The organism is Marichromatium sp. AB32 (assembly GCF_003718675.1).
Taxonomy (GTDB): Bacteria; Pseudomonadota; Gammaproteobacteria; order Chromatiales; family Chromatiaceae; genus Marichromatium; species Marichromatium gracile.
The window spans coordinates 15,700-30,727 of sequence record NZ_RHFJ01000026.1 but is presented as its reverse complement, the minus strand read 5'-3'; the positions used below and the strand labels follow the sequence as shown (position 1 = coordinate 30,727).

10 protein-coding genes are annotated in these 15,028 nt (G+C 67.5%); 9 read left to right on the top strand and 1 reads right to left on the bottom strand.

The genetic code is table 11. The annotated features are described in order from the left end of the window. Positions 1-8 precede the first annotated feature (8 nt). Positions 9-617 carry a hypothetical protein gene (locus tag EBL85_RS09645; protein ID WP_123139055.1) on the bottom strand — a complete coding sequence of 203 codons (609 nt, stop codon included), beginning with the start codon at positions 615-617 and terminating at the stop codon, positions 9-11. A gap of 316 nt (positions 618-933) precedes the next feature. Between EBL85_RS09645 and EBL85_RS09640 the strand changes: the two genes are divergently transcribed. From EBL85_RS09640 to EBL85_RS09600, 9 genes are all read left to right on the top strand, one after another. Next, entirely contained in the window at positions 934-2,001 is a 1,068-nt protein-coding gene (locus EBL85_RS09640) for a pilus assembly protein PilM (protein WP_123139054.1), read from the top strand. A gap of 2 nt (positions 2,002-2,003) precedes the next feature. Continuing rightward, on the top strand, positions 2,004-2,573 hold the full coding sequence (locus EBL85_RS09635; protein WP_123139053.1) for a PilN domain-containing protein: 570 nt from the start codon (positions 2,004-2,006) through the stop codon (positions 2,571-2,573). Between the two features lie 55 nt (positions 2,574-2,628). Beyond that, complete coding sequence (locus EBL85_RS09630) at positions 2,629-3,243, top strand: type 4a pilus biogenesis protein PilO (protein WP_123139052.1); 615 nt, start codon at positions 2,629-2,631, stop codon at positions 3,241-3,243. After that, positions 3,240-3,761, top strand: coding sequence for a pilus assembly protein PilP (locus EBL85_RS09625; protein ID WP_123139051.1), 522 nt, complete (start codon positions 3,240-3,242; stop codon positions 3,759-3,761). The genes EBL85_RS09630 and EBL85_RS09625 overlap by 4 nt, the downstream gene beginning before the upstream one ends. Positions 3,762-3,781: 20 nt before the next feature. Then, on the top strand, positions 3,782-5,983 hold the full coding sequence (gene pilQ / locus EBL85_RS09620; RefSeq protein ID WP_123139050.1) for a type IV pilus secretin PilQ: 2,202 nt from the start codon (positions 3,782-3,784) through the stop codon (positions 5,981-5,983). Positions 5,984-6,481: 498 nt separating this feature from the next. Next, positions 6,482-7,015 (top strand): shikimate kinase AroK, encoded by a 534-nt coding sequence (aroK, locus tag EBL85_RS09615; protein ID WP_123139049.1) that lies wholly within the window; start codon positions 6,482-6,484, stop codon positions 7,013-7,015. A gap of 348 nt (positions 7,016-7,363) precedes the next feature. Continuing rightward, positions 7,364-8,446 (top strand): 3-dehydroquinate synthase, encoded by a 1,083-nt coding sequence (aroB, locus tag EBL85_RS09610; protein WP_123139048.1) that lies wholly within the window; start codon positions 7,364-7,366, stop codon positions 8,444-8,446. Between the two features lie 366 nt (positions 8,447-8,812). Further along, positions 8,813-13,468: a glutamate synthase large subunit gene (gene gltB / locus EBL85_RS09605; RefSeq protein ID WP_123139047.1), complete on the top strand. Its 4,656-nt coding sequence runs from the start codon at positions 8,813-8,815 to the stop codon at positions 13,466-13,468. Next, positions 13,461-14,927: a glutamate synthase subunit beta gene (locus EBL85_RS09600; protein WP_123139046.1), complete on the top strand. Its 1,467-nt coding sequence runs from the start codon at positions 13,461-13,463 to the stop codon at positions 14,925-14,927. The genes gltB and EBL85_RS09600 overlap by 8 nt, the downstream gene beginning before the upstream one ends. The last annotated feature ends 101 nt before the right edge of the window (positions 14,928-15,028 follow it).

Sequence of the window (15,028 nt, the reverse complement as noted above, 5' to 3'; positions counted from 1 at the left end):
CGGGCGGTTCAGACGCCGGGCTCGGCGAGCAGCCGCTCCAGGGCGGGGAGGTCGGCGCCGCGCCAGGGGCGGTCGTCGACCGGGTCGAGCGGCGGCTGGCGCCGCGCCCGTGGCGGCAGCACGATCAGCTCGAAGGGCTGGTCGCCGGCGACGAAGCTGAAGGCGGGGTGGGCATTGCGGGCACCGCCGGGATAGCGCAGGGTGCGCTCGCCCTCGTCCCAGGGAATGCCCTGGTCGTGGAGACGGAAGAGCACGTCCTCGGGGCGCTCGGCATAGAGCAGCAACTCGACCCCGAGGCTGGGGTCGCCGACGCCCTGCAGCGCCGCGCCGACCAGTCGCGGCGAGAAGTCGGCGAGGTTGCGCATCGCCCCGGCGGCGGCCTCGCGCATCCGCCGCAACTGCGCGGCGTCGTCGTCGCGGAACAGCCGGCGCTGGGTCAGCAGCGCCTCCTGCACGGTCTCGTTGTCCGGCCAGTGCCGACGGTCGCGGATGCCGGTGCGGGTGGCGGCCTTGCGTCTGGCCCGGTCGAAGTCGGACAGGCCCTGTTCGATCATGATGCGCGCGGCCTCGTAGGCCATTCGCGCACGCAGGGCGTCGGTGCGCGCTCGTGCGGTCATCGCTGAACCCCTCCGCTCGTTCGCCGGTCCCGCCGGGGCGGGTCTGTGGACGACCATCGCGGGCGTCGTCACGCCCGTATCGGCACCGACACTAGCATGGCCGACGGCGGCGGCGGAAGGGTGTTCCGGCAAGGGCACCGTGCGTGGCGCGGCGATGAGCTCGGTTGTCGGGGCGCGGACCGGGTGGTGGTGCCGCCAGGATGGTCGTCGCGACGATGAATGCTCGCGAAAGCGCAAAATTTTGATATCTTTAGAGCCATTATCGTAGAAGTCGGTTTACCCGCTCCGGGTACGATCGAGCAGACGAGATCACTGAATGTTCGGCCTCATCAGCAAGAACCGTACACTGATCGGTGTCGATATCGGCTCGACCTCGGTCAAGCTCATCGAACTCTCGCGCGGGCACGCCAACGCCTCGAGCGGGTTGCGCCTCGAGCACTTCGCCATCGAGCCGCTGCCGGCCAATGCGGTCGCCGAGAAGAAGATCGTCGAGTCCGAGGCGGTGGGCGAGACCATCGCCCGTGCGGTGAGTCGCTCGGGCACCGAGACCAAGCGTGCCGCCGTGGCGGTGGCCGGCTCGGCGGTGATCACCAAGATGATCGTGATGCCGGGCGGACTCGAGGACGCCGAGCTGGAGAGCCAGATCGAACTCGAGGCCGACCAGTACATCCCCTATCCGCTCGAGGAGGTCAATCTCGACTTCGAGGTGATCGGTCCCTCGCAGACCAACCCGGGGATGATCGACGTGCTGCTCGCCGCCTCGCGCACCGAGAACGTCGACGACCGGGTCAACGCCCTCGAGACCGCCGGGCTGGTGCCGGCGATCGTCGATGTCGAGGCCTATGCCATGGAGAACGCCTGTGCGCTGCTGCTCGAGGAGGACGGCGAGCCGGGCGCGACCGTCGCCCTGGCCGACGTCGGCAGCGCGACCACCACCCTGCACGTGCTCCACGAGGGGCGCATCGTCTATACCCGCGAACAGAACTTCGGCGGGCAGCAGCTGCGTGACGAGGTGCAGCGTCGCTACGGCTTCTCGCGTGAGCAGGCGGCGGCGAAGATCCTCGACGGCGATGTCGCCGAGGGCTACGACATCGATGTACTCGCGCCCTTCAAGGAGGCCTTGGCGCAACAGATCGGCCGTGCGCTGCAGTTCTTCTATTCGGGCACCAGCTACAACCGGGTCGACCGGCTGGTGATCTCCGGCGGCGTGGCCTCGCTGCCCCGGCTCGATCAGCTCGTCAGCGAGCGACTGCGTATTCCGACCACCATCGCCAATCCCTTCGCGCGCATGACCCTGGCCCCGACGCTCGACGCCCAGGCGTTGATGCGCGAGGCGCCGGGGATGATGCTCGCGCTCGGCCTGGCCCTGCGGGGAGTGGACTAGAGATGCCACGGATCAACCTGCTGCCGTGGCGCGAAGAGGCGCGACAGCGGCGCAAGAAGGAGCTGGCGATCGCCGCCGGCGCGGCGCTCGGCGCGACCCTGGTGCTGGCGGTGCTGGTGCACCTTCATTACGACGGGCGCATCGCCTATCAGGAGAGTCGCAACCAGCTGTTGCAGCAGGAGATCGCCCAGCTCCAGCGCAAGATCCGCGAGATCGACCGGCTCGAGCAGACCAAGGCCGACCTGCTTGCGCGCATGGAGGTCATCCAGAACCTGCAGCAGAGTCGGCCCGAGATCGTCCACCTCTTCGAGGAGCTGGTGGTGACCATCCCCGAGGGGGTCTATCTCAACCGTCTCGAGCAGAAGGGGCGTTCGGTGGTGGTCGAGGGGCGCGCCCAGTCCAACGCCCGGGTCTCGGCCTTCATGAGCAGCATCGAGTCATCGGACTGGGTCGGCAATCCGCGGCTGATGCTGATCGAGAACAAGGACAAGACCGGGACCGGGCTGAGCCACTTCCGGCTGTCCTTCGATCAGGTCCGCCCCGGCGGCGAGGACGAGGACCAGCCGGCATGATCGGCGCGACACGTGGCTCGCCCCCGACGGAGACCGCGACGCGGCGGAGATCGTCATGGATCTGAATCAACTCAACGAACTCGATCTCAGCACCATCGGCGACTGGCCGCTGCCGGCCAAGGCGGCGGTGATCGCGGTCGGCTGTCTGCTGCTCGGCGTCGCGGCCTACCATTTCGACATCAAGAATCAGCTGATGCTGCTCGAGACCGCCGAGCGTCAGGAGCAGCAGCTGCGCGCCGATTTCGAGAAGAAACAGCGCAAGGCGGCCAACCTCGCCGGCTATCGTCAGCAGCTCGCCGAGATGGAGGAGTCGTTCGGCGCCATGCTGCGCCAGTTGCCGAACAAGACCGAGGTCGCCTCGCTGCTGATCGATGTCTCCCAGACCGGGCTGGCCAACGGGCTGGAGTTCGAGCGCTTCGAGCCCGAGGGCGAGAACCAGCGCGACTTCTACGCCGAGCTGCCGATCCGGATCCGCGTCAACGGCAGCTATCACGAGTTCGGTCGATTCATCAGCGGGCTCGCGGCGCTGCCGCGCATCGTCACCATCCACGACATCGAGATCGAGCAGCCCGGCGGTCGCGACCGGGATGTCGCCGAGGCGGGGCGCAAGCTCTCGCTCGATGCCACCGTCAAGACCTATCGCTATCTCGACGAGGGGGCGGCGCAATGAACCGGATCCGCCTGTCCGTCCCGGTCGCCGCGCTGCTGGTGCTGGCCGGCTGTGGTGGCGGCAACATGTCCGATCTCGAACGCTATGTCGGCGAGGTCAAGTCGCGTCCGCCGCGTCCGGTCGAGCCGCTGCCCGAGATCCAGCCGGTCGACAGCTTCGTGTTCGACCCCGGCGATCGACGTGACCCCTTCGTCCCCGATCGCGGGCTCGCCCCGCTCGCCGCCGAGGAGAGCGACAACGGTCTGGCGCCCGACCCCAATCGCCGCAAGGAGGTGCTCGAGGGCTATGCACTCGATGCCTTGCGCATGGTCGGGACGCTCGAGCAGACGGACCTGCGCTGGGCGCTGGTGCGGACCCAGGACGGGGTCCTGCACCGGGTGCGGGTCGGCAACTACATGGGGCTGAACAACGGGCAGATCGTCAGCATCGACGAGGACTCGATCGAGCTCATCGAGATCGTCGCCGACGCCCCGGGGCAGTGGCGCGAGCGCGACGCGGCCCTGGAGCTTTCCGAATGATTTCTGGAGGGGACCCCGGCATGAACGCACCATCTCAATCCGATGCACGCCTCGGGAGGGCGCTGGCGCGCGGCGTGCGCCGGCCGGTCGTGTCGCTGTGTCTTCTGCTCCTGCTGCTCGCCGGCTGGAGCACCGCGACGATGGCCGTGGAGCTGCGCGACGTGCAGTTCGCCGCCCAGCCCGGCAACCGGGTCGAGATCCAACTCGAGCTCTCGGCGCCGGTGAGTCCGCCCGAGACCTTCGCCACCGATGCGCCGGCGCGGATTGCGCTCGACTTCCCCGGGGTGAGCAACGGGCTCGATGAGCGCTCGCTGCCGATCGGCATCGGTTCGGTGCACAGCCTAGTGGCGGTGGAGGCGAGCAATCGCACCCGGGTGGTGATCAATCTCAGCGATCCCGTCCCCTATCGGGTGAGCAGCGAGGGCAACCGGGTGCGTCTGATCATCGAGACCCAGGCCGACGCGGCCGGCTCGCCGCCGAGTCGGCAAACGACAGCGGCGCTGTCCCGACCGACCGCGACGCGCGCGCCGTCGACGCCGGCCTCCGGCGGTTCGGTGCGCGATATCGACTTCAGACGCGGCGCCGAGGGTGAGGGGCGGGTGCTGATCCGTCTGCCCAACCCCGAGACCCGGGTGACGGTGCGCGAGCAGGGGCGGCGGGTGATGGTCGAACTGCACGACACCTCGCTGCCGCGCCGGTTGTTCCGCCGACTCGACGTGGTCGACTTCGCCACCCCGGTGGTGGCCGTCGAGTCGCGCCCGCGCGGGCGCAACGTCGAGGTCGCGGTGGAGACCGGCAGCGATTACGACTACATGGCCTATCAGACCGACGACCTCTTCACCCTCGACTTCCGTCCGCTGACCGCGGCGGAGAAGGAAGAGCAGCTGCGCAGCAAGGTCGTCTACGAGGGCGAGCGGCTGTCGCTGAACTTCCAGGACATCGAGGTGCGGGCGGTGCTGCAGGTGCTGGCCGACTTCACCGATCTCAACCTGGTGGCCAGCGACACCGTCACCGGCAACATCACCCTGCGGCTGAAGAACGTCCCCTGGGACCAGGCGCTCGACATCATCCTCAAGACCAAGGGACTGTCGATGCGCCGTACCGGCAACGTCATCATGGTTGCGCCGACCGAGGAGATCGCCAGCCAGGAAGAGCTGGAGATGCGCTCGATGCAGAAGATCGAGGAGCTGGCGCCGTTGCGCTCGGAGTTCATCCAGGTCAACTACGCCAAGGCCGCCGATCTCGCCCGTCTGCTCAAGAGCGAGGAGAATCAGCTGCTGACCAAGGATCGCGGCAACGTCACCGTCGACGAGCGCACCAACACCCTGCTGGTGCAGGACACCGCCGCGCGGCTCGAGGACATCCGCGGCATCGTCACCCGGCTCGACGTACCGGTGCGCCAGGTGATGATCGAGTCGCGGGTGGTGATCGCCGAGAGCAACTTCGCGCGTGATCTCGGCGTGCGCTTCGGGCTGTCGACCTCGTTCGGCGCCGCGGGCGGCAACGAGGTGATGATCGCCGGCGCCCAGCCCGGCACCCTCGAGATCGGTGGCTTCGACAAGGGCCCCTTCGGTCTCAACGTCGACACCGGCAGCCCCTACAACTCCGGGATCATCGACGAGGACGACAACCAGACCCTGATGGTCGACCTCGCCGCCCCCAACCCATCCGGCGCGGTCAACTTCCTGATCGGCAAGGTCGGCTCCTATCTGCTCCAGCTCGAACTCTCGGCGATGCAACAGGAGGGACGCGGCGAGATCATCTCCAGCCCGCGGGTGATCACCTCCGATCAGCACCAGGCGACGATCAAGGTCGGTCAGCAGATCCCCTATCAGACGGTGTCGCAGAACGGCACCCAGACCCAGTTCAAGGACGCGGTGCTGCAGCTCGACGTCACCCCGCACATCACCCCCGATGACAGGGTGATCATGGACCTGTTGGTCAACAAGGACGCGCCCAACTATACCAACGAGACCGATAGCGGCATCGCCATCGATACCCGCTCGGTGGAGACCTCGGTGCTGGTCGACAACGGCGAGACCGTGGTGCTCGGCGGCGTCTACGAGCGCACCCGCGGCTTCAAGAAAGAACAGGTGCCCTGGCTCGGCGACATCCCGGTGGTGGGACGGCTGTTCAAGCAGGAGCTGCGAGAGGATAACAACAGCGAACTGCTGATCTTCGTGACCCCCAAGATCCTCCGCGGCGATCTCGCGCGACGCTGATGGCGCCGTCCCGGCGCCCTCGGGAACCCGCATCTTTCCCGGGGATGCCGGCGTTTTTTTCGCGTATCCGGGACGCAACTTACCCCATGGGGCTAGAATGTCGCGCGAGCCGGGCGTTGCCCCGCTCCGCTGATGGGCGCGCTCGACCCGTCCCGCCGTGCCTGCGACCGCATGCGTGCCGGGGTGCCCGGTCGATCGTCCATGTCATCCGAGGGCTGCCTGGGGAGTCGGTCTCGAGCCGGGCAAGGCGTGCACGGTGGCCGGCATCCCGCCGCCGTCGTCGCCCGCGTCGAGACACCTCCTTGGTCCTCGTTCCAATGTTTCCGCAGCCCGAGCAGGCGCTGGCCCACCGTTCGCCGGTGTCGTCGGGTCGCCCGGGTCGGCAGGCGATGTAGGTCACCGCCATCCCCGCCGGTTCGCGCTGCGCGCTCATCCAACTCGATGCGAGGGAGGACGCGAACCTCACCCGCGTACAGACAACCTGGCATATCTTTCGCTATGATCCGTGCACAGAACATCTTCATCGTCGGCCCGATGGGGGCCGGAAAAAGCACCGTCGGGCGTCAGCTCGCCGAGGCGCTCTCCTACACCTTCAAAGACAGCGACCAGGAGATCCAGCGTCGTACCGGTGTCGATATCCCCACCATCTTCGAGTTCGAGGGCGAGGCCGGCTTCCGTGCCCGCGAGCGTCAGGTCATCGTCGACCTGATCGCCGGTGAACGGATGGTGCTGGCCACCGGCGGCGGGGTCATCATCGACCCCGAGAACCGTCAGGACCTGGCCGCGCGTGGCGTGGTCATCTATCTCCACTGCAGCGCCGAGCAGCAGCACGCCCGCACCGCCCGCGACCGCAATCGTCCGCTGCTCGACACCGAGGAGCCGCTGCAGCGCCTGCGCGAACTGATGGAGGAGCGCGAGCCGCTCTATCGCCAGGTCGCCGACATGGTGGTGACCACCGAGAAGCGCGGCACCGGCTCGGTGGTCAAGGAGATCGTGCGGCGGCTCGAGGAGGGCGCCACCGGCGTGCTCTGACCCCGATTTACGTTTGGGGTCGAACCCCTTCGCTCTGTGAGGGCGTCGCCCGGGACGGTCACAGCCACGGGCGCGTCGTGTCGGCGTCGGCGGTTGATGCGGACGATCGGGCGGGGTGTCTGGTCGGGTGATGCGATTGCAACTCCGTGTCAGACCGCTAAGATGCCAATAAGACCGATCATCAACCCGTGCGCGCGCATCCCTTGCGCCAGCCGTGCCAAGGACCGGGCTGGCCCCGGTCGCTGACGCCCAGCGCCATCCCGTCATCGGCCCGCCGTAATGCGTCGCCGCTGACGGGGGACGACGAGCCGGCGCCGGTGTGCGAGCCAACCCGCCAAGAGCTGCCTTATGACCAGAACCCTTGAAGTCGATCTTGGGGACAGAAGTTACCCGATCCATATCGGTCCCGGACTGCTCCACGACCCCGTGCTCTACCGCCCCCATATCCGTGGCCGGCAGGTGATGATCGTCACCAATGAAACGGTGGCACCCTTGTATCTGGCCCCCTTGCGCGCAGCCCTCGATGGTCTCGAGGTGCGCGAGGTGGTGCTGCCCGATGGTGAGCAGTACAAGACCCTTGAGGTGTGGAACCGCATCTTCGACGCCCTGCTCGATGCCCGTTTCGCGCGTGACTGCACCCTGATCGCGCTCGGCGGCGGGGTGGTCGGCGACATGGCCGGGTTCGCCGCGGCCTGTTATCAGCGTGGCGTGCCCTTCATCCAGGTGCCCACCACCCTGCTCTCCCAGGTCGACTCCTCGGTCGGCGGCAAGACCGGCATCAACCACCCCGCCGGCAAGAACATGATCGGCGCCTTCCATCAACCGCTGGCGGTGATCGCCGATACCGAGACCCTCGACACCCTGCCCCAGCGCGAACTCTCGGCCGGTCTGGCCGAGGTGCTGAAGTACGGACTGATCCGCGATCCCTCCTTCCTCGACTGGCTGGAGTCGCACATGGCCGAGCTGCTCTCGCGCGACCCCGAGGCGCTCGCCCACGCCATCCGCCGCTCCTGCGAGATCAAGGCACAGATCGTTGCCGAGGATGAGCTGGAGTCGGGACAGCGCGCCCTGCTCAATCTCGGTCACACCTTCGGACACGCGATCGAGACGGCCTCGGGCTATGGCAACTGGCTCCACGGCGAGGCCGTCGGCGCCGGCATGTGCATGGCCGCCGATCTCTCGGCGCGCATGGGCTGGCTGGCCGAGGCCGATGTCGAGCGGGTGCGCAGCCTGGTCACCTGCGCCGGGCTGCCCACCGAGCCGCCGCCCGAACTCGACGCCGAGCGCTTCCGCGAGCTGATGGCGGTCGACAAGAAGGTGCTCGACGGGCGTCTGCGTCTGGTGTTGCTCACCGCCGTCGGCGAGGCGGTGATCAGCGACGAGATCGATCAGGATCAATTGATGGCGACCCTGTCGGCGCGACGTCCCTGAGGGTGGTCGCCCACGCCCCGTGATCCGCACGCGCGCATAGATAGTGGCGTGCGCCGGTGTTCGACGTTATTATTAGGGGTTCGCGATTTCAACCCGGCCTGGTCGCTGGGGTTCGCATGCCTCGAACCCCGCTCGCCGAACACCGGCGTCGGCGGCCCGTGCCGACGCGCTCCGGACACCCTGGAGATCGCACGCCGAGCGTATTGCGATGACGAGCGAGCCTGCTCTCTGGATCCAGGACACAGGATTGTGACGCCAACCGCCTGGCGGTCGGCACGCGCCCTGGTGCTCGATCACCAAGGTCTTCCCGTCCACGGCGGCGTCGACAGTCGGAATCATTTACCCCAGGTATCAACGAGGTCAGCGATGAGCCTTCGTGCCTTGCCTCCTGCACAGGGTCTCTATGACCCAGCCAATGAGCGCGACGCCTGTGGCGTCGGCTTCGTCTGCAACATCAAGAACGAGAAGCGTCACGCAATCGTTCAACAGGGACTCGAGATCCTCGAGCGACTGACCCATCGCGGTGCCGTTGGCGCTGATCCCAAGGCCGGCGATGGCGCCGGTATCCTGGTGCAGATCCCCGACGCCTTCTTCCGCGCCGTGGTCGATTTCGAACTGCCGCCCGTGGGCGCCTATGGCGTCGGCATGGTGTTCCTGCCCAAGGACGCCGATGCACGCGCGCGCATGGAGGAGACCGTCACCCGCCACCTCGAGGAAGGTGGTCAGCGCGTGCTCGGTTGGCGCGACGTCCCGGTCGACAACAGCTCGCTCGGCGAGAGCGTGCTGCCGAGCGAACCGATGGTGCGCCAGGTGTTCGTCGGCTGCGGCGACAACTGTCCCGACCAGGACGCCTTCGAGCGCCGTCTGTTCGTCATCCGCAAGCGGATGGACAACGAGATCCGCAGCGCCGGCTTCGACAAGACCGCCTACTACGTGGTCTCGCTGTCCTCGCGCACCATCAACTACAAGGGCATGCTGCTCGCCGATCAGGTCGGCAAGTACTACCTCGATCTCGGCGACGAGCGCTTCACCTCGGCCCTGGCCCTGGTGCACCAGCGCTTCTCGACCAACACCTTCCCGACCTGGGACCTGGCGCAGCCGTTCCGCATGATCTGCCACAACGGCGAGATCAACACCGTGCGCGGCAACGTCAACTGGATGGCCGCGCGCCGTCACACCATGCGCTCGGAGATCCTCGGCGACGATCTCGACAGTATCTGGCCGCTGATCCCCGAGGGTCAGTCCGACTCGGCCTGCTTCGACAACGCGCTCGAGCTGCTGGTGATGGGCGGCTACTCGCTCGCCCACGCGATGATGATCCTGATCCCCGAGGCGTGGTCGGGTAACAAGCAGATGGACGCCGAGCGGCGCGCCTTCTACGAGTACCACGCGGCGCTGATGGAGCCCTGGGACGGTCCGGCGGCGGTCGCCTTCACCGACGGTCGCCAGATCGGCGCCACCCTCGACCGCAACGGCCTGCGTCCGGCGCGCTACCTGGTCACCAACGACGACATGGTGATCATGGGCTCGGAGATGGGCGTGCTCGACATCGCCGAGGAGCGCATCGTCAAGAAGTGGCGACTGCAGCCGGGCAAGATGTTCCTGATCGACCTCGAGCAGGGCCGCATCATCGACGACGCCGAGATCAAGGCCGAGCTGGCCGGCGCGCAGCCCTACGGCGAGTGGCTGGGCAAGACCCAGATCCACCTCGACGAGCTGCCCACCGACGTCGCCCCGATGGCCCCCGACGAGGCCACCCTGCTCGACGCCCAGCAGGCCTTCGGCTACACCCAGGAAGACCTCAAGTTCCTGCTCGCGCCGATGATCGCCAGCGGTCAGGAGGCGATCGGCTCGATGGGTGCGGACAACCCGCCCTCGGTGCTGTCGAGCCGTCCCAAGCACCTCTCGACCTACTTCAAGCAGAACTTCGCCCAGGTCACCAACCCGCCGATCGATCCGATCCGCGAGGAACTGGTGATGTCGCTGGTGTCGCTGATCGGCCCGCGCCCCAACCTGCTCGGTCTCAACGAGATGGGCAAGAACTGGCGTCTGGAGGTCAACCAGCCGGTCCTCACCAACGAGGACCTGGAGCGGGTGCGCCACATCGAGGACAACTGTGGCGGCGCCTTCCGCACCACCACCCTGCACATGGTCTATGCCTCGAGCGAGGGCTCCGCGGGCATGGCCGCTGCGCTCGAGCGGTTGTGCAAGGAGGCCGAGGATGCGGTGCTCGCCGGCTACAACATCCTCATCCTCTCCGACCGCAACACCAACCGTGACCACATCGCCATCCCGGCGCTGCTGGCCACCTCGGCGGTGCATCACCACCTGATCCGTCGCGGGCTGCGCACCAGCTCCGGCCTGGTGGTCGAGACCGGTGCGGCGCTCGAGGTGCATCACTTCGCCACCCTCGCCGGTTACGGCGCCGAGGCGATCAACCCCTATCTGGCCTTCGACACCATCCAGTCGATGCTTGCCGCCGAGGACGACGCGCCGAGCTTCGAGGAAGCGCAGTCGCGCTACATCAAGGCCGTCGGCAAGGGGCTGAAGAAGGTGATGTCGAAGATGGGCATCTCCACCTTCCAGTCCTACTGCGGCGCGCAGATCTTCGACGCGGTCGGTCTCAACAGCGGCTTCGTCGAGGCCTACTTCACCGGCACCCCGACCACGGTCGAGGGCGTGGGTCTGCCCGAGGTCGCCGAAGAGGCGGTGCGCTGGCACGCCCAGGCATTCGGTGGCGAGCAGATCTATCGCAAGCATCTCGATGTCGGCGGCGACTACGCCTTCCGGCTGCGCGGCGAGGAGCACATCTGGACCCCGGACAGCATCGCCAAGCTGCAGCACGCCACGCGTGCCAACGACGCCAACACCTTCGCCGAGTTCTCGCGTCTGATCGACGAGCAGAGCGAGCGGTTGCTGACCTTCCGCGGGCTGATGGACTTCAGGTTCGCCGAGACCCCGGTGCCGATCGACGAGGTCGAGCCGGCCAAGGAGATCGTCAAGCGTTTCGTCACCGGCGCGATGTCCTTCGGCTCGATCAGCTACGAGGCGCACTCGACCCTGGCCAAGGCGATGAACGCCATCGGCGGCAAGTCGAACACCGGTGAGGGTGGCGAGGAGCCCGAGCGCTTCAACCCGCTGCCCGACGGTTCGAGCAACCCCGAGCGCTCGGCGATCAAGCAGGTCGCCTCGGGTCGTTTCGGCGTCACCGCCGAGTACCTGGTCAACGCCGACGACATCCAGATCAAGATCGCCCAGGGCGCCAAGCCCGGCGAGGGTGGTCAGCTGCCCGGTCACAAGGTCAACGCGCAGATCGCGCGGGTGCGTCACTCGACCCCGGGCGTCGGTCTGATCTCGCCGCCGCCGCACCACGACATCTACTCGATCGAGGATCTCGCCCAGCTGATCCACGACCTGAAGAACGTCAACCCCAAGGCGCGCATCTCGGTCAAGCTGGTCTCCGAGGTCGGTGTCGGCACCGTGGCCGCGGGCGTGTCCAAGGCCCATGCCGATCACGTCACCATCTCCGGCTATGACGGCGGCACCGGCGCCAGCCCGCTGACCTCGATCAAGCACGCCGGCTCGCCCTGGGAGATCGGTCTCGCCGAGACCCATCAGACGCTGGTGCTCAACCGTCTGCGCGGGCGCATCTCGGTGCAGGTCGACGGCGGCATGCGTACCGGTCGCGACGTGGTCGTCGGCGCGCTGCTCGGCGCCGACGAGTTCGGCTTCGCCACCGCGCCGCTGATCGTCGAGGGCTGTCTGATGATGCGCAAGTGTCATCTCAACACCTGCCCGGTCGGCGTCGCCACCCAGGATCCGGAGCTGCGCAAGCGCTTCACCGGCAAGCCCGAACACGTCATCAACTACTTCTTCTTCGTCGCCGAGGAAGTGCGTCAGCTGATGGCCAAGCTCGGCTTCCGCACCATCAACGAGATGATCGGTCGCTCCGATCGCCTCGAGATGCGTCGCGCCATCGATCACTGGAAGGCGCAGGGGCTCGACTTCTCGCGTCTGTTGGCCAAGCCCGAGGTCGGTCCCGAGGTCGCGATCCACAACACCGAGGCCCAGGACCACGGGCTCGACCAGGCGCTCGACAACGAGCTGATCGCTCAGGCCGCGCCCGCGCTCGAGCGCGGTGAGTCGGTACGCATCGAGACCCCGGTGAAGAACTTCAACCGTTCCTTCGGCGCCATGCTCTCGGGCCGCGTCGCCGAGCGCTACGGTCACGCCGGGCTGCCCGACGGCACCATCCACATCAAGGCCAAGGGCACCGCCGGTCAGTCGTTCGGCGCCTGGGTCGCCGGTGGCGTGACCGTCGAGCTCGAGGGCGAGGGCAACGACTACGTCGGCAAGGGCCTCTCGGGTGGACGCATCATCATCTACCCGCCGGCCGAGTCGGCCATCGGCAAGGCCGAGGAGAACATCATCGTTGGCAACACCGTGCTCTACGGTGCCATCAACGGCGAGTGCTTCTTCCGCGGTGTCGCCGGCGAGCGCTTCTGCGTGCGCAACTCCGGCGCCGTGGCGGTGGTCGAAGGCGTCGGCGATCACGGCTGTGAGTACATGACCGGCGGTGTCACCGTGGTGCTCGGCGCGACCGGGCGCAACTTCGCCGCGGGCATGTCCGGCGGTGTCGCCTACGTGCTCGACGAGGCCGGCGACTTCGCCGATCGCTGCAACCTGGCGATGGTCGAGCTCGAGCCGGTCGCTGCCGAGGACGACGCACTCGAGGCGCTCGACCATCAGGGCGGCGATCTCGAGACCCATGGACGGGTGGATCTCAGCCGCGACATGACGCGCCACGACGCGTTGCGTCTCAAGCAGCTGATCGAGAAACACCTGCACTACACCAACTCCGCGGTGGCGCGGCGCATCCTCGACGACTGGGCGGCCTGGCTGCCGAAGTTCGTCAAGGTGATGCCGGTGGATTACCGTCAGGCGCTGGAAGGCATGCGTGCCAGCCAGAGCCGTCCGCCGCAGTCGAACAAGCAGCTCAAGGGGATCGTCGACCATGGGTAAGCCGACCGGTTTCATGGAATACGACCGTCGCGACCGGCGCTACGAGCCGGCCGGCGATCGCGTCGTCCACTACAACGAGTTCGTCATCCCGCTGACCGAGGCCGAGGTCAGCGAACAGGGTGCGCGCTGCATGGACTGTGGCATCCCCTTCTGTCACCAGGGGTGCCCGGTCAACAACATCATCCCGGACTGGAACGATCTGGCCTATCGGGGTGACTGGCAGGCGGCCATCGAGGTGCTGCACTCGACCAACAACTTCCCCGAGTTCACCGGTCGAATCTGTCCCGCGCCCTGCGAGGCCTCGTGCACGCTCAACCTCGAGGACACCCCGGTGGCGATCAAGACCATCGAGTGTGCGATCGTCGACAAGGCCTGGGAGGAGGGCTGGATCAAGCCCCAGGTGCCCGAGCGGCGTACCGGCAAGCGGGTCGCCGTGGTCGGTTCCGGCCCGGCGGGCCTGGCCGCCGCGCAGCAGCTCGCGCGCGCCGGCCACAAGGTCTCGCTCTACGAGAAGGAAGACCGCATCGGTGGCCTGCTGCGCTACGGCATCCCCGACTTCAAGCTCAACAAGCAGTTGATCGATCGGCGCATGGCGCAGATGCGTACCGAGGGCGTGGAGTTCCACACCAACGCCCACATCGGTGTCGACATCTCGGTCGCCCAGCTGCGCGATGAGTACGATGCGGTGGTGCTGGCCGGCGGCTCGGAGAAGCCGCGCGACCTCGACGTGCCCGGTCGCAGCTTCGCCGGCATCCACTTCGCGATGGACTTCCTCACCCGCAACAGCAAGCGGGTGCAGGGCTCCCACGTCCCCGACGACGACTTCATCAGCGCCGAGGGCAAGCACGTGGTGGTCATCGGTGGTGGTGATACCGGTTCGGACTGCATCGGCACCTCCAACCGTCACGGCGCCAAGTCGGTCACCCAGGTCGAGATCCTCGACCGTCCGCCGGAGCGCGAGGACAAGTCGCTGACCTGGCCCAACTGGCCCAACCGCATGCGCACCTCCTCCTCCCAGGAAGAGGGCTGCGAGCGGATGTGGAACGTCGCCACCAAGGGCTTCGTCGGTGATGCCAACGGTCAGGTGACCGGGGTGCGCTACAACCTGGTGCGCTGGGAGCGTGACGCCGACGGTCGCTGGCAGATGCACGACGTCCCCGGCACCGAGGGCGAGCTCAAGGCCGATCTGGTGCTGCTGGCGATGGGCTTCGTCCACCCGGTCCACGAGGGCATGCTCGCCGAGCTGCGCGACGAGGCCGGGCTCGAGCTCGACGCCCGCGGTAACGTCAAGGGCACCACCGAGGGTCCCGAGGCCTATCGCACCAGCGTCGACGGCGTGTTCGCCGCCGGCGACATGCGTCGCGGCCAGTCGCTGGTGGTGTGGGCGATCCGCGAGGGCCGTCAGTGCGCCCGCGCCGTCGACGAGTGGCTGATGGGCTGCTCCGACCTGCCGCGCTGAGCGCCGCCGTCCGCCCCGGTCGATCCGGGGCGAGACGGTCCCCGACCCCAGGAGAAGCGGCCCGCGAGGGCCGCTTTTTCGTTGTCCACATCCCGGTCACG